This is a genomic window from Antarcticirhabdus aurantiaca (genome assembly GCF_009765365.1).
Taxonomy (GTDB): domain Bacteria; phylum Pseudomonadota; class Alphaproteobacteria; order Rhizobiales; family Rhizobiaceae; genus Antarcticirhabdus; species Antarcticirhabdus aurantiaca.
In genome coordinates this window covers 78,240-98,275 of record NZ_VTOM01000016.1, presented here as the reverse complement: position 1 = coordinate 98,275, position 20,036 = coordinate 78,240, and the positions used below count along the sequence as shown (strand labels likewise).

Here is a 20,036-nt window from a genome sequence, read left to right as displayed (position 1 = left end):
CCTTCTCCTTCTCACTCTGCGGCAGGGGGACCATCCCCGTCGCCGCGCCCGAAGATCGTGAAGCCGTCCGCCTCGGTCTCGCGGCGGAACTTGTCCATGAAGACGACGTTGTTGCGCTCGGCCGCGATGTCGGCGGCGAGGCCGAGTGAATCCTTGGCCAGCCGCAGCAGCCCGGCCCGCCGCCGGTGCTCGGCCGCGAGGTCCAGCAGACCCGGCCTGCCGATCCCGCCCACCATGAGGACGGTGAGCTCCACGGCGACGATGCCGGCCTCCAGGAGGAACGCGTACAGCTTGAAGGCCCAGGACTCGGCGAAGAGGTCGCCGAGGATCGAGATCCTCGTGAACAGGTTGTCGGTGAGGACGCGCCGGCCGGGGTTTCCGGCGACGGCGGCCTCAACGAAGGCGTTCCCGCCCTCGATCGTCTCCGCCTTGGCGGCGGCGGCCGCCCTCACGTCCGCGACGAGCCGGTCCCGCCGAGCGTGATCCGGTTCCGGCGCCACCGGAGGGGCGAGGGAGGTCAGAGCCGCCTTCGTCTCCGCGATCCGCCCGTCGATCTCCCGGAGGCGGGCCTCGCCCGCCTCGGCCGCCAGCGTCGCGAGCCTGAAGTTGCCGCCGGGACCGGCGGCCCCCGTGGCGCCCTCGCAGAGCGGGTTGGCGGAGACGCCCTCCACCTCGCAGGCCGCCAGCGCCCGATGCCTCGCCACGTCCGCGCTGACGGCGTCCCATTGCTGCTCAAGGGCGGACCTCGCCGCGGTCAGGCGCCGGGCCTCGCCCAGGTGCGCCTCCATGGCGGACCCATGGGCCGAGGCGGCTTCCGCCTCCCCGGCGTCGAAGGACCCGAGTTCCGCGACGGCGGAGGTCTCGGCCGCCTCGGCGGACGCGCGTATCTTGCCGAACTCGCGCTCCGCAGCGGTCCTGTACGGCTCGTCGATGGCCTCCTGCATCTCGGCGCGGCGCTGGTCGATGCTGCCGTCCATGAACTGGATGGTGCCGCCGACCCCGATGCCCGCCATGTAGACGAAGGCCGCCGCGTACCTGACGTATCTCGCCGGTCCCGGCGGTGTCGGAGGCGCGCCGCCCGCGACCTCCCAGTGCTCCTTGGCCGCCCTGTGCTCCCGCTCCACGCGGACGATCGTCAGGTCGGTGCTCATCCAGAGCAGGCTGCTCAGGGTACCGGTGGCGACCGACGCAGCGAGCGACAGGCCGAGCCCCTGCAAGCAGAAGGCCGTGACGGTTGCGTGGAAGGCCCCTCCCAGGAGGAGCGTGCCGGTGAACAGTCTCGCCTTCGAGCGCTCGCCGAAGGACGCGTTCCTCAGATCCTCGGGGGAATGCCCCCAGATGTGAGCAGTCGTATCGTCTACCCTTTTCGCCATCTCGACCTCCTTGGTCTTCGATGGCCGCATCATCGGCGGACCGCGGGGCCGCGTCGTCCGATATCGTCGGTAATCCGTTAAGATTCGTCGGTTCGGCGGGTACCTTCGCGTCCCGGCCGGCGGCGCGGCGATCTCAACGTACTGTCCGTACCTTTCGCGCGTCCGCTTTCCGCGACCGGGCGGCTCCGGCGGGAAATCCGTACCGATCGTACCGACGCGCTTGCCGCGGACCGGACGTAGGGTAAGGTGCGACGTCTCCACCTCGCCGGGTGCCGCCATGGCCGATCTCGATGACGTGCGTCTCCTGTGGGCCGAGCTCGCGCGCAGGGGCTTTCCCGAGAGCCTCGGGGAGAAGCCGCTCGAGGTGGAGGCGGGTGGCGCGCGGATCGTCTGCCGCAAACCCCTGGGGCTGCTGATGGCCACGGGAGGCGATCTCGGGATCATCCCGCGCCTCCTCTGCATCGAGGCCCTCGTCGGCGAGCAGCGCGGCACCTTCTTTGGCGACGTGGCGAGGGAGGCCCGCAAGCTCGAGCCGGACGAGCGCAGGCAGCGGCGGATGCCGACGCACGGGGGCAACATCCAGAAGATCGTCCAGATCGCCCATCATCGCGTCGGCGGCTTCAAGCTCCGGAGGTTCGAGCGCGGCATCTCGACCCTCGTGGCGAGGCGCCGCGGGCTTCCCTCGTTGGATCAGGAGACCGAGCGGGCCATGTTCGGGCGCCCGTTCGTCGGACCAGACGCGATCGACGCCTATGTCGCCTGGTTGCGCGGGGATGCCGGGGCCGTCGACGGGTCGCAGGATCCGCCGACCGTGGAGGCGGCGGGCGCGGGGAGCGGTGGAAGGGGCGGTGGGGACTTCCTCATGTCGGCACCCGATCGCGCGGGTTTCGCCGCATGGGTGGAGGGCGCGCTCGCGAAGGGGGCCGGGAAGCCGACCTTCGTCAACATCCACGGCAAGGGCCTCTGGTTCGGGCTCTCCGCCTGCGCGCGGTGGGTCGGCGACCTGGCGCGGGAGGAGAGGAGGACCCTCCTCCTGCCGACGCGGACGCGGACCGCTTCGGGCGGGTTCGAGATCCTCAACATCTCGCAGGTGCTGGGCCGCCTGCGCGCCTTCGCAGAGGGGCGGGACAGCGGGGATGCCGGGGGCGGCGCGCCGATGTCGGATGCCGATGGCCTGTTTGACGTGGTCCATCGCATCCGGCTCTCCCTCGCCGAGCGGCCCGCGATCCTCGTCTTCGACGGTCACCACGTCGACGACCGGATGACGCTGCTGGAACGCAGGATCGCCGACGACTACCTCGACTCGCTCTGGGCGCGCCTTCTCGAGCCGCCGATGGGCGGGGACCCGACCCTGGACCTGGCGACGTTCCGCGACAACCGGATCGTGGTGACGTCCAACGAGCGCCTCGACGAGGTCCGCCTCAAGCGGTTGGCCCGGGTGCCGGGAGCCGTCTCGCCCCAGACGTTCCGCCTGCCCATCCTCGACGGGGCGGAGTGGTCGGGCGCGGTCGACAGGAACCGGGTGCACCCGCCGACGGGCGACGGAAGGGACGGCGACACCATCGGGCACGCCCTGCGGCGCGTCTCGCAAGCCGACGGTTTCAAGTCGGACGGCACGGACGCCATCAACCTCGTCGAGGCGGTCCTGAGCGTCGCGCTGGAACTCGATCCCGACAGGTTCCCCGCGCGCGTAGACGAGCTCGTCCGGCGCTTCAGCGGGCGCCGCCTCGTCATTGTCGACAAAGCGGTCGAGGCCTTCCTCGCGATCCTTGCCGAGCGTTCGCCCCTCTGGCTGGAGATCGCACTCGTCGTGTCGATGACCCCGGACGGCTTGCGGCCAGGCACGCTGCGCCGCCTCGCGCGGGCCGGGCGCACCGTCCCGTGGACGGTGCTGCCGGAGATGGCCGCGAGCGAGGGGCGGGGGGAGCTGGCGGCGGAGATCGACCGCCTGTGCGGGCACGCCCTTCCCATCCTCGGGCTGGTGCGCAACGACGCCTTCGAGGGCCTCGACGGGACCTCCCCGAAGGGTGGATCGTCCCACCCGCTCGAGTACGGCCTGTCGGCCACGGACGGCGACGACACGTCCGCCCGGTCGGTCGACTACCTGTTCCCGGAGACGAAGCTCCTCGCGCGCGACGCGGCCGCAAGGCGGCTTTCCCGGCGGGACTTCCACGCCGTCCACCGCCTCCTCGCCGAGGACGCGCTGACCCAGCAGACGATCTCCCTCCGACACCTCGACAACACGGGCCTCCAGTCGATCCGGCCGTGGCGGCGCATGCTCTCGGTGATCTACAGCGGCCTCCAGAGCATCCCCGTGTCCATCGACGCGTCCGGCGCGATGTCGGTCGACGACGACCTCGAGTTCGGCACCCGGTCGTTGGTGACCTCCTCGAGGCCCTCGCAGTTCTGGCTGTATCTCTACGCCTTCTGCTATCGGAGATTGATCGAGAACCCCCCAGCGTGGAACCTGTCGCGGCTTTACGGCCTCGACGAGTTGAAGGGGGACATCCTCACCTACTTCGACGAACCCTGGCAGCTCTGGCCGAAGGCCATCCGGCCGGACCCGGCTCCGCCCATGGGCGCGGGGCTGGTCGAGTGGATGGGGCGGCTCGGAAGGGGCTTCGCCGACATTCCCGCGGACCACCGGGCCGCCCTCGCGCAGAGCTACCTCGCGGTCGGCGAGGTGCCGACGGCCGAGGGGACCCTCCTGTCCGCGCCGGATGTCGGAACCTCGTCAGCCCGGGCCTCCCTCGGACCGGAGATCCCGCACGGGGCCTTCAAGCGGCTGTTCGAGATCAGGCTCCTGAGCGGCGAGAGCATCGATGCCGCGGCCGTCGAGAGCCGCATCTCGCGCGCGCTCACGGCGTGCGGCGACGGCGAGGGGCTCAAGGCGGCGCTGGACGAGGCGCTGGAGCGGCAGGCCCGCAGGTACCTGGCCGTGCTGAGGCCGCCGGACCCGAGACTCGGGACCGCCACGCCGAGACTGCCCCCCAACGCCTTCGCGATGCCCCCCGAGATCGGCGAGGTCGCGGCTCGCCTCGGGGACGGCCGAAGCGCGGCGGCGGTCCTCCACGAGATCAGCGACGTCTATGCCCGCCTCGGCGAGCTCGGGGCGACCGTCGCGGACCTTGCGGGGGCGGCCGGCAAGCTCAACCGCCCGGCGGACGTCGGTTCATCGGGCGAGGGCAGGCTGCCGATCATGAGGGCGTTCCTGTCGGGTCCGGAGGACACGCTGGAGGAGCGCATCGACGAACTCTTCTGCTCGTCGTTCGCCCGGCTCGTCCTGTCCGAGCAACTGCGGCTCGCCACCTTCTCGATGGATCCGCTCGGAATCCATTACCTCGCGTCCGGCAACGCCGCCCGACAGATCGTGCGCGTCGCCCTGAAGCTTGAGGGACGTCGCTCTGCGGCCAAGCGGTGCCGTGCCGGCAACGAACCGAGCGTCTTCAGCCAGCAGGCCCGACGGACCCTGGACGGACTTTCGCGGAACCTGTTCCGCTTCAGCAGGGAGCGCTCGGCCCAGATCGTCCTCGAGGCCACCATGCTCCGGCTCCTGAGCAACGGCGACAACCTGGCGACACGCCTGCGAATCGCCGAGGCGTTCCTGGCGGAGGCGGACGCGCTGCTCGTCGGCCTCGGGCGGCGGGTCCGGGCCGGCCTGCGGCTCCGGCTGGAGCGCGCGAAGATGAACCGCACCTTCGTGGAGAACACCGAGCTGGAGGAGGACGAGAGGCGCAGGCGTCTCCTGCAATGGGAGTTCGACGTCAATCGCCTGAGGTCTCTCGCCGAGCCGATGCCGCTCCCGCTCTGGCGGATCCTCGCCCGCCTTCAACACGAGCGGTTCAGGCGGTACAGGGACGGCGTCCCGGCCCCGGGTGTGGGATGACGCCATCCGGCGGGCGTCAACGGCACCCTGCCGACCCACCCGCATCGCTGACCCCGGCAGCCGTGAATTCAAGGATTTGCGGGGCCGTTGCAAGTGATTGCGCGAACTCTGCAAGGAGCCAGGCTGACCTTGGGAGCTCGACTTCGCGACGTCAGCCAGCTTTCATGACTGCGCAGTCGCGCAAGAGCGTTCATTGAGGGTGCGAGACGACCGTTGCGAGCTCAGCCCGCGCAACAGGTGGTCGCGCCAATCGGCGCGGAAGCCGCGCGTTCGTAGGCACTGTAGACCATCCCGGCAACGTCATTGTCCGGCTATCGCGCAAACGGGGTTGCTCAAGGATCTGAGCGCTCCCTTGCGCCCCCAGCACCGCGGGGGTCTCCGAGCGGCGGTCCGGCCGGGGCTCGAGGCCATGGCCGGGGTCCGCCCGAGGCGCATCGCGGCGCCCCCACCGGACGGGGCGCTGGGCTCCGCCTCGCCGTGCGGACGAGGGATTCGCGCCCCCCGCGCTCACGACGGGTCGGACGGGACGTACTCCCGGCCCGGTGCGTCCTGTCAGGACGGGCCTCCTGCCGATTGCGACCTTCCTCCACTGCGCCCACGCGTGGCCTCGGCCGATCCACTCGGGGCCTTGCCCACGAGGTCGCGCCAGCAGTGTTCCCACTGCTTGGCGATCATGCCGTGGGCGCCGTAGCCGCGCCCGTGGTCCTTGGCAGGGTCGCCCGTCCTCGTCCGGCCCCTGCGCGACTGGGCGTGGAGCCAGCGCTGCGCCCTGCCGAAGTCGGCCGCCATCGCGCCCCGGGGCGGGATGGTCGTCGAGGCGGTCGTGGAAGGTGCGGACCTGGACGTTCATGCATCCAGGGTGACCCGGCCAGCGACCCCGGACAAGCGGGAACAGCGGTTGCGCTCGCGGGACGATGGAGCCGCTCGAGCAACCCCGCTTGCGCGATTGCCAATTGTCCGAATGAAGGCGGGGCAGGATCGGCTTGGGGCCATCCTGCTCGCGCCAAAGGTCAGCCATCTGTGGATCGGTGCGTAGCTTCGACGCCGATCGGCGCGGTAAACTGTTGAGCGCACTGACCTCAAGCTGGTCGTCACGAATCGCCGATCAACAGGCAGACAAAGGCTTGGACATTCGGGGGGCTCCGCCGCGGGTCCGAACGGCGTCCTTCACCACCTCATAGGGGCCGCCACGGAGCGGACGGTCAGCTTACTGGATCACGCTGTCATGCGGTGCAGCGCTCCATGTCCGACGACACGGTAAACTGGCCCCTCAACGACATGAGGAACTGACCCCCACGGCGGGGCAGCAGCTCTCGACCGCTGTCCCGAAAGCCGGTACGGTATCCCAGACTGGCTTACGCCGCCTTGCGATTCACCCGGCTCTCCGCGAGCTGAGTGAGCTTGGCGTCTGTCGCCTTCTCCTCAGAGAGCGTTTCCGCCAAGACGCTGGCGCAGTCTTCACGGCCCAGTTCTCGCGCCCACGCGATCAGAGTGCCATACTGCGCGATCTCGTAGTGCTCGACCATTTGTGCGGCGTTGGTGAGCGCGGCGTCGAGTACTTGCTTATCGGCGATGTTGCCGGCCATGGAGTTGCCGGCTTTGATGATGCCGTCTATCGCCGGGCAGGTCGCCTCCTCAGGCTCGGCACCATGCATACGGAATACCTGCTCCAGTCGCTTGATCTGGTTCTCGGTTTCCCGCAAATGCGTCTGGAAGCCCTGCTTGAGCTCGGGAGAAGTTGCATTGTCGATCATCGTCGGCAACGCCTCGGTGATCTGCCTTTCAGCGTAGTAGGTTGTCTGGAGCACGTGAACGAATGCGTCGTTCAGCGTCTCGATGTCTTTGGTGAAGAGGCCCATCGTACTCGTCCCTTGCAGTATCTGTTGAAAGCTTTCAGCGAGTGAGAGCTGCGGGAATGCGCAGCGGGCAAAACGCCTCCAGCGAGAAGCGGGAGGCGTCCTGATGTGCTATATGTCTGTGGCGACCTACGAGCTGGTGCCTGACTTGGTGGTGCCCAAAGCCGAACTTGTTCCCGTCGCGGAACCGGTCTCGGACAGAGAACTGCCGCTGGTCCTGCCTGTGCTGGTCCCAGCCCCCATGCCCATAGCTGTTCCCGTTCCCGATATGGTCGAGCCGGCGCTGGATTGGACGCGTAGGTTGTTCTGGACATGGGTGACGCCGGACACGCGCTCGGCGCAATCTTCTGCCCGACGCTTCTCGTCCCGGCTTGAGACGTAACCGTTCAGCGTGACCTCGCGATCCTTGACGCTGACCTCGATGTCAGAAGCATCGACGTAGTGGTCGTCGGTCAGGCGGTCGTTGACGTCATCCTTGATGCGATCGTCCGAGCGGGTGTAGCTGCGCGGACCCTTGCCGGAATGGCGTTGGTCCTGCTCGCGCCGCCGGGCGGCATCCTCGTCGCCGAACCAGGACGAGATCTCGTCGCCCATGCGATCCATGAAGCCGCGCTCGCCGCGGCCACGTTCCGAGTAGTCACGGTCGCGGCCATAGCCGTAATCGGGCGATTGACCCATTCTCGAAGTGCGAGCGCCATAGTCGCGGTCATAAGAACCTGAGCGCTCGCCATAGGAGCTTGCACGGTAGGAGCCCGAGCGCGAGCGGTCGAAATCCACGCCGCTGTAGCTGCCTTGTCCGTAGCCGCGTGAATAGTCTGAAGGGTAGCTGCTCCGCGAGGCGTCGTAGTCGGAACCGCGACCTTCGGAACCGCCGCCGTAGCGTTCGCTTCCATAATCCCGATCCCAGGCTTCATAGCCGCTCAATCTGCCAGAGTCGCCGGACCGGCTGCGGCCAAATCCATAATCGTCTTCGCCGTAGCCACTCTGGCCACCGCGCCCATATTGGTTGGAGCGATCACGATCCTGATCGCCGTAGTACCCACCTGAGCGGCCTTCGCCTCCATAGCCTGATCGGCTGGAGCGATCCGAACTGCGGTACTCATCGTCCCGGCGGCCGTTCCAGTCGCGGCCATAGCCGCCATAGCGCCTTTCATCGGCCATTGTGGCCTCCCTTGTCTTGCCGATTGTCCCGCAAGCCCACTCAGGATGCTTGGTCTCGTAGGGGATGCGAGGACAACGGGACCGAGAGGTGCTTGTTCCTCCGAAGGCTTGACGACACACAGCGGCCGGGTGTCGAGGACTGGGTACCCTGAGGGACATCATGAAGGCGGCTCAAGCCGCCTTTCCACTGATGGGCTCCGTTGCTCCTATGCTCGCAACGAGCGCAGGATCAACGCCAGATTGGGCTCATTCACGACGCCGGCCGCTTTCTCAGGCTCGAACCATAGGCGTTCACGCTGGCCGGCTTCGGGCCACCTATCCTCCAGCCGCTCAACGGGCAGCGGAAAAACAGTGGTGTTGCAAGGAATGGTTGCGCCACTCTCAAGACGCTTCTCGTAGTCGTAAGCGCCGAGCGGCCGCTTGTCAGCCGTGCCGATCACACCCGCTTCCTCGTAGGCCTCGATCGCGGCCGCCCTGTGCGGGTTGCGGTTCTTCGTCGGCCTGCCCTTCGGAATGACTCATCGTCCGGTCTCGCGCGAGGTGATCAACAGGACGTTCAGTTTTCCCTCCTCCTCCCGATAAGGCAAGGCGGCATACTGCTTTCTGCGTGTCATCGAGAAGTCTTAAGGCGCTTGCGACCCGCGGACGTCTTTGTGAGACGATCAAGGTTCCGTCGCTCTCTAAGATCGTTGTTGTTGATCGGAGATGCGCGCCGACCAGGTCGAGGTCAATCCGCTCAACAGGTTACTGCCCCTATCGGCGTCGAAGCTGTGCGCCGATCCACATCCCGGCGCGCCGCCACGTGCCGCGCAACCTCAGCGGCCGCAACGCGCTGCCCGCGCACGTGACCTTCGAGCGCGTCCACCGCGTCTTCTCGAACCAGAAGCGCTGGGCGCTCGGCACCTTCCACGGCTTCCGCGAGAAGCACATGAACGCCTACCTCAACGAGTTCGTCTTCCGCTGGAACCGCAGGCGCTCGTTCCAGTCGGCCATGGACCGCCTCCTCGGCGTCGGGCAGTCGCTGCCGCGGACCACCTACCGCGACATCGTCGGCGACACCTCGGAATGGCGGCGGGCGCACCGGGCTCAGATCCTCGCCATGGTGTCGCCGGACCGCCTGTCGATGGCCAAGGCGCTGGCGCGGCAGGAGGGCATGGACCTCCTCGACGCGCTCGACGAGATCGGTCCGCGCACCGACGTGCGCTACGTCAGGGGCAAGCCGACGCGCCCGGCATTGCCGACGCGGCGGGCGGGCGAGGAGCGCTCGACCGCCCGCTACCGACATCCGCCCCGCGCCAGCAGGGAGGAGGTCGTCGCGGGCCTCTGGCGACACCTTCTCCCCGGATCGGGCGTGGCCCTGCGGGACTAGCGGAGACCCGGGGACGCTCCCTGCGCGTCGAGCGGCTCGTCGCCTTCGTCGGGAGGAGCGTTGGGTGCCCGGTCGAGGATGGCCAAGGCGACACGCTGCCGGGGTTCCATCCGATCGTGGAGCACGCGCAAGACGACCGTGACAGCGTCCGCATCGTCGGCCCGGGGCAGGAAGTAGAGGCTGTGGGATGCCGCACCCCTGCGCCTCGCCACGTCGGCCAACCGTAGGGAGCGCACGCCGGGGCCGATGTCCTCGCGCTCCGACGTGACGAGCCCCCTTGGATCTGTCCCGACCCGCCCGAGCGCCTGCTCGATCAATGCTGAATAGGCCTTCAACTGGTTCGGGCCGAAAAACTCCAACGTATCCTCGAGGATGCGCTCGATGTCTCGGTCGGCTGCCTCGGTGAGTCGTAGCCTCAACGCCGCGTCGCCCTTTGCATCACCCCTTCCGCGATCTCGGACACGGTTCGGTCGGAAAAGCGCTCCGCGCGGGCCTGCTCGAGGCCGATGCCGACCTCACGCCGCAGGATGGCAGCTTTCTCCTGTTCGATGGCCCGCTCGTGGCGGAGTAGACGCAGGGCCTCGCGCACCACCTCGCTGGACGAACTGTAACCGCCGCTGGCCACCATGTCCTCTACGAACTCCACCATCGGGGTGGGTAAGCTCACGTTCATCGTTGCCATGTCGGACCTCCATGGACCCAAGAGATGACGGATTGGCAAAAATTGTCAATCGCCTCCCCCTCGGTGCATCACCAAAAGGCGTTGGAGACTACGCATAATCGTCGTCGGCCGTCACTACATACGGTAGGTGGCTGAGCGAGGGGGATAAGCAGTTTCTAAAATGGGGATGGGCATGAACAACCGAAATCTGCTGCTGGCTGCGACAATCCTGATTGCTGCCGTGCAACCCTCACTTGCCGCCTCGGCAAAGGTTGGGCTTCTGTCCTGCGACGTTTTGAAAGGCGTGGCTTTCATCGTTGAACAGAAGTAATCGATGATCTGCACCCTCACTCCTCAGCACGGCGCTGAGCAGAGCTTTACCTGCTGATCGGCACGGCGCAAGCGGCACCGGATCGTCGCCGACAGCGCGTGCGTGACCTGTGTGAGGACAGGTGAACGGACGACGTCCGAAAGCGAACATCCGCTTCCGGAAAGCCGAACGAGACCCCGCAACGTCTTGGAAGGTCCGCTGGCGGACCTCATGCCAGATCGATGGACTGGCTCTCCGCCAGACGCCGGGCGAGCGCCTCCACCTCATCCCGCCGCCGTTCGACGATCAGCCTCGCGTCCCTGAGGCACCCAGCCAGCATAGCTTCGACCCGAAGGCGTAGGCAGGGGTCGCCCATGATCAGTTCGGCGGGGCCGGTCGTATCGGTCCAGGACACCGAGACCAACTCCGAGCCAAGGCCGAGTGAACGCTCCGCCGAGGCCGCGAGCTGCGTCGCCCGCACCAGGTCGGCGTCCGCCGTCCCGCCCGAGCCGCTTCCGCGCGAGCCGAGCAGGACCTCCTCGGCCGCGAGGCCGGCGAGCAGGACGACGATGTTGGCATCCAAACTCCGCCTCGTGCGGTCGTGCCCCTCGACGCATCGGAAGTCGGTGCGTGGTTCCCTGCCGTTCCTGACGGTCCGGCGCACGGTTGCGCTGACCGGGACGAGACCGGAGCTCTCGGCGAGCTCGAGACCCACGACGACATGGCCCGCCTCGTGCACGCACAGACGCCTGAAGGCCGCATCCGACAGAGTGATCCCCGGAGGGCTCGCGGTCCGGAGGTCGTCCGCCCGCAACGACCTGCGCTCACGACGGGCCAGGCTCCGCGCCTCGCGCACGACCTGGGCGAGCGTCGCCCCGGATGCCTCGCCGATCTCCTCGGCGATGCATTCAAGGTCCATGTCGGCCAAGTCGCCGCGCAGGTGGTGCCGGAGGATGCCGACGCGTCCCCGCAGGTCGGGAAGGCCGATCTCGATCTGCCGCCCCAGGCGTCCCGGCCTTCTGATCGCCGGGTCGATCGCCGACGGGTTGTTCGTGGCGCCGACAACCACGATGCCCTCGCGCCCCACGGAACCGTCAAGGCACTCCAGGAGGCAGTTGACCACCTGCCTCTGGTAGGAGGCGTGCTCGCCGAGCGGCTCGTCGCGGCTGCCGACCGAGTCGAGCTCGTCCACGAAGAGGACGCACGGTGCGGCTTTCCGGGCCTCGTCGAAGGCCGCCCGCATCGCCTTCAGCATGTCGCCGAGATGCCCGCGCGCCTGCCAGGCCGCGACGGAGTGGGCGTGGAGCGGAAGCCCGCAGGATCCTGCGAAAGCGGCCGCGAACATCGTCTTGCCCGTTCCGGGGGGGCCATGAAGGAGGGCGCCGCTCTCGATGTCCTGCCAAGGGAGTTCCGCGGCTCGGAACGCCTCGATGTCGCGCGCGAGGGCGAGGCCCCAGCGCTGCGCCTCGCCCATGCCGGGCAGGTCCTCCAGCCGCTCCGGCCGGACTGACGGTGGCGGGGGAGCGGCCGCAGGCGCCACCTTCTTCCCCGATTCGCCCTCGTGCGAGCGCCGCTGGCGCGACGGGTGGGTGTCGAAACCGTGTCGGCGCAGCCCTCTCGCCAGCAGCTCCATCCGCTGGCGGTCCACGCCCGGCCGCAGGATCAGGTTGGTGACCTCGAGCGGAAGGGACGTCAGGTTCTTGAGGAGCTTGCCGTCCGGCCGGAAGCCGCCGACCTCCTCCGCAACATCGGCGACGAGCGTCACGCGATCCGCAAGGGGCAGGACGGCGTCCGCGAGGATGGCGAGCACCGGAGGGATGACGGAGCGTCGGGAACACAGGACGATGACTGGCCTGGAGGTGCGGGAGATCTCGAGGATCAGGCGATCGAGATGGTCCTCGCGCAGCCGCTTGGGCTCGGTCCAGTCGCGCGCGAGAGCGTGGATGTTCGGAGGGCCGGCCGGGTCGTCCGAGACCAGGTACTCAGCGGCGTCGTGCAGGATCGAGCCGTCCTCAGGCCTCACCCCGTGGATCACGACAATGCCGGCCGCGCCCCGGAGCACGCGCTCCATGCCGCCGTCGACAAGCGTGAGGCGCAGGATCTCGTTGGCGAGGCGGGCAGCGGGTGTGAGCAGCCTCGCGGTTGACGGGGAGGGGCTGTGTGACGGGAGGGAGAGATCGTCAAGCATCGCTCGCCTCCACCGCCGGCGTGCCGAGGCGCCAGAAGCGGCTCTCCGTTCGTGCGAAGCCGAGCTCGAGCGACAGGACGTACAGCGGGGAGGTAAGCGCGTCCTGGCGGCCGGAGAGCCGCGGATGCCCGGACGGTCGGCCATGGAGGCAGGCGACGGGACGGAAGGCGGGTGACCAGCCGTGGAGAACGGGCGCTTGGTGGAGCGTCTCCATCGACGGGCGGACATGCTCGCGCAGGTGTTTCAGGTCACGCAGGAGTTCGGCGGCGCGCTCGATCTCGATGTCGAGCTCGTCCGACCGCACCGCGGCGGTGAGGAGTACCGGCATGGGTGAGGCTCTCGCTCTGGCCGCTCAAGCGGCACGGGACTGACGATCGGCGGATCGGGTCAGCGGGAGAGGCCTATGTGACGGGAACGCCAGTGTGGTGGGCGACGATGTGCCCGGCACGCGTGCCCCGTCGGTGAGGGGAGTGGATGGCATGCTTCGGGACCGTTCCCGATCTTCGCGACCTTCGGCCTCCCGAACAAGCCGGGCGTACCCTCGTGTGCGCGTCGGCGATGGTCGGCGGCGTCCATGCGGGAATCGGGGGCGCTTGAGCGAACAGCCGCACCGCTTGTCTCAGTGCGCCGGACGCAGGCCTCTGAGGGTGGCGGGCCCTTGGGCCGACAATAGAGACGTGAATGGCACATCGGGCACGCTCCTGCGGACGGAGGCGACCTCTCGTCCGGCATCCGGAATGGGATGTCGAAATCAGCGAGCGGATATGCGGGAGGCGGTCGACGCACGCCCACCCGAGATGCGCGCCTTGCGCATCGGGATGCGGAGCTGGGATCGAGCTTCAACCATGACGCCAAGCTAGGGCAGGGAGGATGCCGGAGTCAACGATCCGCGACGGGCCATCGGAACATCGTTTGCGCAGGTGGCGCCCGCCATGGTGGAAGTGAGCCGACATCAGAGCGGTGCTGGCTTGCGGTCGCCAAGCTCGTATCCTGCCTGCACCCATCCAGTAAGTCGCGCTCGCTCCTCCCTGACGATGGTTTTGGGAATGCTGGGGCACCTTGCCATCGAACTCCAAGGGCGCTGTGTCACCCGCCAGAATATGACTGACATATTCATGTTTGTGGCACGGCTCCAGCAATCGTGCCATGGTGGTGTCATGATTGACGATTCCCCTCTCTTCATCGTCCTGGTCACGAGCGCCGTCATGGGGCTGGCGTTCGCCTTTGTCGGTCACGCGTTGCTCTAGGATGGCTTGAAGCCAAGTGGCCATCGCACTTCCGCCGGAACGCGAAGCCATGCTCCCCCAAATTGCCGAACGACTCGGCAGGTCGCCGGCCGACCTGATCGGTGAGTTGATCCTCGGCTACGTCGGGAACGGCACCATCGATGACCGCGCCGATGGCGTGTCCCTGGCGGTCGACGGTGGCCACGTCTTGTTCAGCATCGCCGCGAAGAGAGAGGGAACGATCCGGGGCGGCTTCCTGAACGCAGCGGAATCCCGCCGGCTTGCCGACGCCATCGAGGTGGCCGCGGGTGCGTCGGAGAGGGCGGAGCCTGTTTCGGCGGTGACGCTCTTCAAGATCGCGATCTCCCGCGCGGGTCCCGGGGGTCGCCTTCACGCAGGGAACCTGCCGACGCGTCGTGGCGCCCAGTGTCGCGCTCGACATCGTACGGCAGCTCCGTACGGTTGCTGCTTCCCTGGGATCCTGACAAGGCTGGAGGGGATGCCGCGCGGCCCCTCCCTTTGGAAGCGAGGGCTCGTGTTCGTCATCCACTCCCGAAAGAGTGGAGCGTTCGTCGACCACATGTACCGAGGCGGAGGAATAAGCCAGAGGGCGCGGACAGTGATCGACAGTCGGCGCCCTCAGCGTGCCATTCGGCACACTCATTCACGTCCTCGCCCGGCATCCGCCGACGCCGCCCGGCATGCCGTGGCTGTCCAAGGCAAACTTCGCCCACACTGCCGCTCACCTCGAACGTGGCTTGTAAGCCCGGCCCTCGCCGGATTTGAACCGGATTATGTTTGGGAGCGATCCGCCTCCCTCATTCGGGAACCGGCAGACAGGCTTCGCAGATCGCAGCCAAGTGGCGATGGTCCGTCCCGCAGCAGCCGCCGAGAACCCGAAGATTGGGAAAGCGGCCGCGCAGCCTCGCGTAGCGGCGGCCCAGATCCAGGGGATCGCCGATGTCGAGCGTTTCGGCCTCGTCAAGTTCGGCATGGCTCTTCGTCGAAGCATTGGCGCGTATGCCTCCGAGCCGTTTGGTCCACCCTGCACCCTCCGCCAGTGAGCCGTCGAAGTGGCTCGGATGCGCACAGTTCACCATGTAGTAAGCGGGAGAGCCGTCGGTTGCCTCGTCGACGTGCTCGACTGCCTCGCGCAGGCTCTCGCCTCCGACGAGCCGTCCATCTGTCTCGACTGTGAAGGACACAACGCAGGGTACCGCTTGTGCTTTGGCAGCGCGGGCAATTCCGATGGCTTCACCGACCGTGTTCATGGTGATGGCTGAGATCAGATCGACCGCAGAGGCCGCGAAGGCCTCGACCTGAGGCGCGTGGTAGTCTTCGGCTGCGTCTGCGTCCACATCGCCGGCCTTGTAACCGTCGCCTCGGGGTCCGATCACCCCGTTGATTGCGCAGGGGCTGAGCGGCGTCTGCCAGCGCGAGCTCAGGTCTTTGACGAAGGTGACGGCGTCCTGATTCACTGTTCTGAGCGCGGCAGGGCTGTAACCGAGTTTCTCACCCCAATCGGTGTTGGCCCGCCAAGTCGGCGTGTCCAGAACGAAGCCGACGCGGTGGCGGCGGGCCAGAGCAAGGTAGGGTTCATAGTAGCCCTCGAGCTCCCGGCGGCCCTCTGGTGAGGCGAGGAGCACGAAGGCCGCGAAGTGTGGCAGCTCGATGCCGCGATGAAACACCAGCGTGGTTTCCAGACCGCCGTCGGTCAGGAGCGATCCAGAGACAGGAAGATGCAGTTCACTGATTTGCGTGCTCATGTCGTGACCTCGCGTAGCTGCGTTTAGGGGAGCAGGCGGAGCGATCCGAGGTGAGAGCTGGCACCGCGAAGTCACTCGATCGTCTGCCTGCTGGCGAGGCGGTGCCGGACGTCGTTTCGCGTCAGGCCGATGTCGCGAAGCAGGTAGTCGCTGAGTTCGCTTAGGGCGAGTTGGCCAGCGCGGGCGCGCTGCCGCTTCTTGAATGCGTTGATCGACACCGGGAACATCGGTGAGCTCCTTTCAGACAGGCGTGCCGACGATGTTGTTGGCAAGAAGTCGCCAGCATGGTTCATCGACGCGCCGATGCGATCGTGCGACGATCTTGCAACTGAACGTCAAGTCGCCGGGAAGGTCCGGCTCCCTTCAAACGGCCGAGGCTCGGTGGCCGAGAAGACGACGTTGTCAACTTCCATGGGCTGCGTTCATCTTATTCATGGGATCGGCGACTCGGATGGGCGCATCTCAAGCTTTGGAATACCGGGCGCTGCCCGGAGCCGGGCCTCTTCCACGAGTGCCTTCTCTAACCGATCCCGGTGTCACCAAGATTTCAGGCGGTTGCTGCATCGGTGGGTGCTTGTTTCCCCAACGTTGCGTCAACATGGCTGCCGCCTGCCGGAGGGCGGATTGCCAGGCTTGCGACGGTCTCCAGCAGTTCAGCCCACAGACCATCGATCTGCGTCGCACGTTGCTTGCGGAAGCCATTTTGCCATACGGTTCGCCGCACCACCTCCCGACTCGGTTGCGGCGAGGGACCACGCACGATGTCGGCCGCGGCCCGCAGGTTCGGTGGAGTGGCTAGAGGCGTAGGATCACCTGGACCCGGATGACGATTTCGTCCTGCCGGAACTCGCGCTCGAGGCGCTCGCGAAGGGCGGACCACCACCCTCCGTCGACTTCCTCCGCCATCACCTCGAATATGACGATCTGGTCGCGGTCAGTGCCGTCGTCACCTTTCCAGAAGCCTTCCGCGGGGCCTTGAGCGAATACGGTCACGCCGCCGAAACGATCCGTCAGCTCGCTTCGAAGCGTCTCGAACCGTTCCGTCAGGAACGGCAGACCATCGTTGTCGGCGGTTGGAAGAAGGATTTGGACAAGATGCATTGGGTTCTCGGAGGAGACGTGGCTCGGCAGCAGGCGAACGACATCGGCGCGAGGCGGCGTAACGGGATCGGCTTCCAAGTCAACGGCTCCGCTAGGCTCAACAGCTTCTCGTCGTCTTCATCGTCGCCTGGATGTCCCGCGCGAGGCCGCGGGTGACGAGGGGGATGGCAAGTCGCCGGCCATCTTTCGAGCGCTCCCAAGAACCCCGACAGGTCGAGCGACGATCGCGCCTTCTTCGGGTTAACCTTACGTCATTATGAGCGATTGCGCGCCAAATGGCTTCTACCTAGGCGGTGTGGACGGATTACGTCCTGTTGATCGCGCAGGGATTCCGGTTCGGCATCCGATCTGATTCATAGGTGGCCGACTGATTGGAGGTCGGCGATGTCTACGACGATGACCGAGCGGGACATGGCGGTTGCGCTGGAGGTGCTTCGTGCCTCGTTGCCGCGCCGGGGCGACAAGGGTCGCAACGACCGGCTGTTCCTCGAAGCGCTGCACTACTTCTCCACCCACAACATCACCTGGCGAGCGCTGCCGGAGCGCTTTGGCAAGTGGAACAGCGTCTGGAAGCGCTTCGATCGATTGAGCAAGGCGGGCGTGTTTGAGATCTTCTTCGATCATCTCGCCTCACTCTCATCCTCGGCGCATCTGGTGCAGATGTTCGACTCGACCGTTGTTCGAGCCCACGTCTCGGCGGCAGGCGCAAAGGGGGGCAGACGAGGCACGCGCTCGGCCGATCGCGCGGCGGCTTCTCCACCAAGATCCATCTGAAGACCGACTTCGACGGGCATCCCATCGCTTTCGACCTGACCGGCGGGGAGAAAGGCGACGCACCGCACTTCCCGATCCTTCTTGGCCTTGGCCCCGACACCGATCCTCGGGCTGCTATCGGCGACAAGGGCTATGCCAGCAAGGCCAACCGGGCGGCGGCTCGCAAGCGCGGCATCATCCCTGTCATCCCGCACAAGGCCAACGAGAAAGCGAAACCGGGTTTCTTCGCCAAGGCGCTTTACAGGGGTCGCGCTCGCATCGAGCAGACCGTCGGCAAGCTCAAGCGCTTCAAGCGCGTCGCCCTGCGCTGCGAGAAAACAAAGCGGAACTTCGCCTCCATCGTCTCTCTCGCCGCCGGCTTCATCTTGGTCAAATCCGTCCACACCGCCTAGAAGTATGGGCTCCCTCGTCGTCGCCACAGCCGATGCTTGACGCGCATCAACACCCGGAGGCATGCCATGGCAATAAACCCTTTGGATGTCTCGATAGGGGCGCGACTGTCCGAAATGCGCAAGAAGAAGGGGCTGTCTCTGTCAGCGGTGGGCAGGGGAGTCGGCACCACCTACCAGCAGGTCCGCAAGTACGAATCAGGAGAAAACCGGATCAGTGCATCGAGCCTCTACCGGGTGGCCCAGCTTCTGGACGTCGACGTGGCGGAGTTCTTCAGGGACCTTCCAGTCCGGGCAAACGCAGGCACGCCACGCCCCGGCGACGATGCGAAGGCTCGCGACGACGCGTTTGCACACATCGCGGATCCCGAGATCCGCCAGCATTTGGAAGCGCTCCTGCGGGTGCTTGGCGGCAGGCGGTGAGCATGCGGCGCATCCGGGATCTGGGCGCCTCCGGGATGCCGGTCCCCAACTCACGACAAGCCGTCCCTGACGCCGGGCAATGGTTGTGGAGCCCCATGAAATCCCCAAAGTCCCCAGATACACCAGCCGTGGCATATGCGAAGGGAAGTTTCCTCGGCTCCGACCTCGACAGTTCGGCACGCGATTGTCCTTACCTGCATGACCAACGCGAGTTGCGGGGCGAGTGGATGAGGGGGTTCGGCGATGCACGCGGCGCCCTGAAGAGGCCGGTCGAAGCCGACGGGCACGGTTGAGATCGGAACGGCGGTCATGCCGGACCCTGTTCTCGCTCAGACCGGCAACGTCGGGTCGATCTCCTCCTGCTCCAGCGTGCGATGCGGGTTGCCCGCGAGGTAGTCGACCAAGTCGGATGTGCCGGAACCAGCGGCGGCACCGATCCCAAGCCTTCCCTCTTGCTTGCCGGGAACTCCGAGACGCTCCGCCAACTTGCGCGACATCAGATGGGGACGCAGGGCATGGCCGATGCAGTTCTGTCGATCGAAAAGTGCCCAGATCACGCCGATGAGAAGCACGATCTCGGAGACAATCGACATGAGCCAGCGGACAAGGGCGCGGTCGGCGCCGATCATGTCGCCCGTTCCGGCGTCGACGACGCGCAGGCCCAAGCATCAGCTTGCCGGGCGTGCCGCCCAGCGCCGCGTTGAAGCCGACGAAGTAGATCGCGGCGAGGAGCATCAAGAGCAGGAGCGATGCCTCCGGCTGTACCCTGACTCCTTAAAGGGGCATCTGCACGCCGGCGAGCAGCGATGGGGAGGCAACTGCCATCCGGTCGGCTCAAGGCCTCCGGGGCGAGTGACCTGATCCATCAGTTCGGAGCGGCCGCTTGACCATCGTCATGGCCGCCCTGGCCAAACCCTTTTCCGGCCGACGGATCGGGAGAACCCACATGCGGTCCTGATGCCCGGACGCGCGGCTTGGCGCGTGGAGACAAGGTACGATCAGATACCATGCAGGATCATGAGGCACTCCATGTAGGCCTCGCCGCTGCGCCATGGTCCGTTCGAGGGCGTGTAGAAACGCACTTCCCGAACATAGTCGATCGGCTTGTCTCTCGGCCAAGGCCGATCCGCCTCGCCAGGCCTGCGATGAACCAGGGGCTCGTAGTCTCGGTTGAGCAGAACTTGCGAACCGTCGGCGAGGATGAAGGCGCCATAGGGCAGCTTCTTGCGCATGGGGAAGAAGTCGTGCGGTGGCGCCTGATCCTCCAGGATCAGGAAGTCCTGCCGCGTGGCGGCCAAGCCGCTGGGCGGCGTTCCGTCCGTTTGGACGATGACGTAGGTTGCTTCCCGGCGGACGATGATCCCGATCGAGCCGAAGCCACAAGGGTCCCGTCTGAGCCGGACCCATGTCCCAACCTCGACCAGTTCATTCACGCGCATTCCCGGGGCAGCAGGATCGTCGACGGCCACAAGGGCCGGTCCGTATAACCTAGAGGGCTCCGATGCTGATCCCACCGCTCGTGCACCCACCTACGCTTATTGCGCCGGGCCTCT

18 protein-coding genes and 1 pseudogene are annotated in these 20,036 nt (G+C 66.9%); 5 read left to right on the top strand and 14 right to left on the bottom strand.

The window, feature by feature from the left end:
• Nucleotides 1–11: 11 nt before the first annotated feature.
• Nucleotides 12–1,373, bottom strand: coding sequence for a DUF4407 domain-containing protein (locus tag FZN60_RS18670; RefSeq protein ID WP_158875015.1), 1,362 nt, complete (start codon nt 1,371–1,373; stop codon nt 12–14).
• A gap of 277 nt (nt 1,374–1,650) precedes the next feature.
• On the opposite strand from FZN60_RS18670, the gene FZN60_RS18665 reads away from it, so the two are divergent.
• Nucleotides 1,651–5,259 (top strand): hypothetical protein, encoded by a 3,609-nt coding sequence (locus tag FZN60_RS18665; protein WP_158875014.1) that lies wholly within the window; start codon nt 1,651–1,653, stop codon nt 5,257–5,259.
• A 1,355-nt stretch (nt 5,260–6,614) separates the two neighbouring features.
• On the opposite strand, the gene FZN60_RS18660 is transcribed toward FZN60_RS18665, so the two are convergent.
• The 3 genes from FZN60_RS18660 to FZN60_RS29315 all read right to left on the bottom strand — a co-directional run bounded on the left by FZN60_RS18660 (nt 6,615) and on the right by FZN60_RS29315 (nt 8,716).
• The gene (locus tag FZN60_RS18660) at nt 6,615–7,118 is read right to left on the bottom strand and encodes a YciE/YciF ferroxidase family protein (RefSeq protein ID WP_158875013.1); all 504 of its coding nucleotides are present in this window, start codon (nt 7,116–7,118) and stop codon (nt 6,615–6,617) included.
• A 126-nt stretch (nt 7,119–7,244) separates the two neighbouring features.
• Nucleotides 7,245–8,276: a BON domain-containing protein gene (locus FZN60_RS29440; RefSeq protein WP_246726957.1), complete on the bottom strand. Its 1,032-nt coding sequence runs from the start codon at nt 8,274–8,276 to the stop codon at nt 7,245–7,247.
• Nucleotides 8,277–8,482: 206 nt separating this feature from the next.
• Nucleotides 8,483–8,716, bottom strand: a complete 234-nt coding sequence (locus tag FZN60_RS29315) for an NUDIX hydrolase (RefSeq protein ID WP_369413052.1) — start codon at nt 8,714–8,716, stop codon at nt 8,483–8,485.
• A gap of 362 nt (nt 8,717–9,078) precedes the next feature.
• On the opposite strand from FZN60_RS29315, the gene FZN60_RS29435 reads away from it, so the two are divergent.
• A complete protein-coding gene (locus tag FZN60_RS29435) occupies nt 9,079–9,645 on the top strand; it encodes a transposase (protein WP_158875012.1) in 567 nt (188 codons plus the stop codon).
• On the opposite strand, the gene FZN60_RS18640 is transcribed toward FZN60_RS29435, so the two are convergent.
• From FZN60_RS18640 to FZN60_RS18605, 8 genes are all read right to left on the bottom strand, one after another.
• A complete protein-coding gene (locus FZN60_RS18640; protein ID WP_158875011.1) occupies nt 9,642–10,064 on the bottom strand; it encodes a type II toxin-antitoxin system RelE/ParE family toxin in 423 nt (140 codons plus the stop codon). The two genes, FZN60_RS29435 and FZN60_RS18640, sit on opposite strands and share 4 nt — an antisense overlap.
• On the bottom strand, nt 10,061–10,327 hold the full coding sequence (locus FZN60_RS18635) for a type II toxin-antitoxin system ParD family antitoxin (RefSeq protein ID WP_158875010.1): 267 nt from the start codon (nt 10,325–10,327) through the stop codon (nt 10,061–10,063). Before FZN60_RS18635 ends, FZN60_RS18640 begins: the two co-directional genes overlap by 4 nt.
• 518 nt (nt 10,328–10,845) lie before the next feature.
• Nucleotides 10,846–12,804, bottom strand: coding sequence for an AAA family ATPase (locus FZN60_RS18630; protein WP_158875009.1), 1,959 nt, complete (start codon nt 12,802–12,804; stop codon nt 10,846–10,848).
• The gene (locus tag FZN60_RS18625) at nt 12,797–13,132 is read right to left on the bottom strand and encodes a DUF6634 family protein (protein WP_158875008.1); all 336 of its coding nucleotides are present in this window, start codon (nt 13,130–13,132) and stop codon (nt 12,797–12,799) included. Before FZN60_RS18625 ends, FZN60_RS18630 begins: the two co-directional genes overlap by 8 nt.
• A 511-nt stretch (nt 13,133–13,643) precedes the next feature.
• Nucleotides 13,644–14,039 (bottom strand): hypothetical protein, encoded by a 396-nt coding sequence (locus FZN60_RS18620; protein ID WP_210253423.1) that lies wholly within the window; start codon nt 14,037–14,039, stop codon nt 13,644–13,646.
• An 809-nt stretch (nt 14,040–14,848) separates the two neighbouring features.
• Nucleotides 14,849–15,796 (bottom strand): homocysteine S-methyltransferase family protein, encoded by a 948-nt coding sequence (locus FZN60_RS18615; RefSeq protein ID WP_158875006.1) that lies wholly within the window; start codon nt 15,794–15,796, stop codon nt 14,849–14,851.
• Between the two features lie 71 nt (nt 15,797–15,867).
• On the bottom strand, nt 15,868–16,023 hold the full coding sequence (locus FZN60_RS18610) for a YjiS-like domain-containing protein (RefSeq protein ID WP_158875005.1): 156 nt from the start codon (nt 16,021–16,023) through the stop codon (nt 15,868–15,870).
• 568 nt (nt 16,024–16,591) lie between these two features.
• Nucleotides 16,592–16,975, bottom strand: coding sequence for a hypothetical protein (locus tag FZN60_RS18605; protein ID WP_369413051.1), 384 nt, complete (start codon nt 16,973–16,975; stop codon nt 16,592–16,594).
• Nucleotides 16,976–17,281: 306 nt separating this feature from the next.
• Between FZN60_RS18605 and FZN60_RS29310 the strand changes: the two are divergent.
• The 3 genes and pseudogenes from FZN60_RS29310 to FZN60_RS18590 all read left to right on the top strand — a co-directional run.
• A pseudogene (locus tag FZN60_RS29310) lies at nt 17,282–17,497 on the top strand (transposase); the annotation flags it as partial.
• Nucleotides 17,498–17,535: 38 nt separating this feature from the next.
• Complete coding sequence (locus FZN60_RS29305; protein ID WP_158875059.1) at nt 17,536–18,063, top strand: IS5 family transposase; 528 nt, start codon at nt 17,536–17,538, stop codon at nt 18,061–18,063.
• Between the two features lie 66 nt (nt 18,064–18,129).
• Entirely contained in the window at nt 18,130–18,483 is a 354-nt protein-coding gene (locus FZN60_RS18590; protein WP_255476069.1) for a helix-turn-helix domain-containing protein, read from the top strand.
• A 329-nt stretch (nt 18,484–18,812) separates the two neighbouring features.
• Here FZN60_RS18590 and FZN60_RS18585 read toward each other — a convergent pair whose 3' ends face one another.
• Complete coding sequence (locus FZN60_RS18585; protein WP_158875002.1) at nt 18,813–19,148, bottom strand: RDD family protein; 336 nt, start codon at nt 19,146–19,148, stop codon at nt 18,813–18,815.
• A gap of 333 nt (nt 19,149–19,481) precedes the next feature.
• On the bottom strand, nt 19,482–19,952 hold the full coding sequence (locus FZN60_RS18580; RefSeq protein WP_158875001.1) for a hypothetical protein: 471 nt from the start codon (nt 19,950–19,952) through the stop codon (nt 19,482–19,484).
• Nucleotides 19,953–20,036 lie beyond the last annotated feature (84 nt).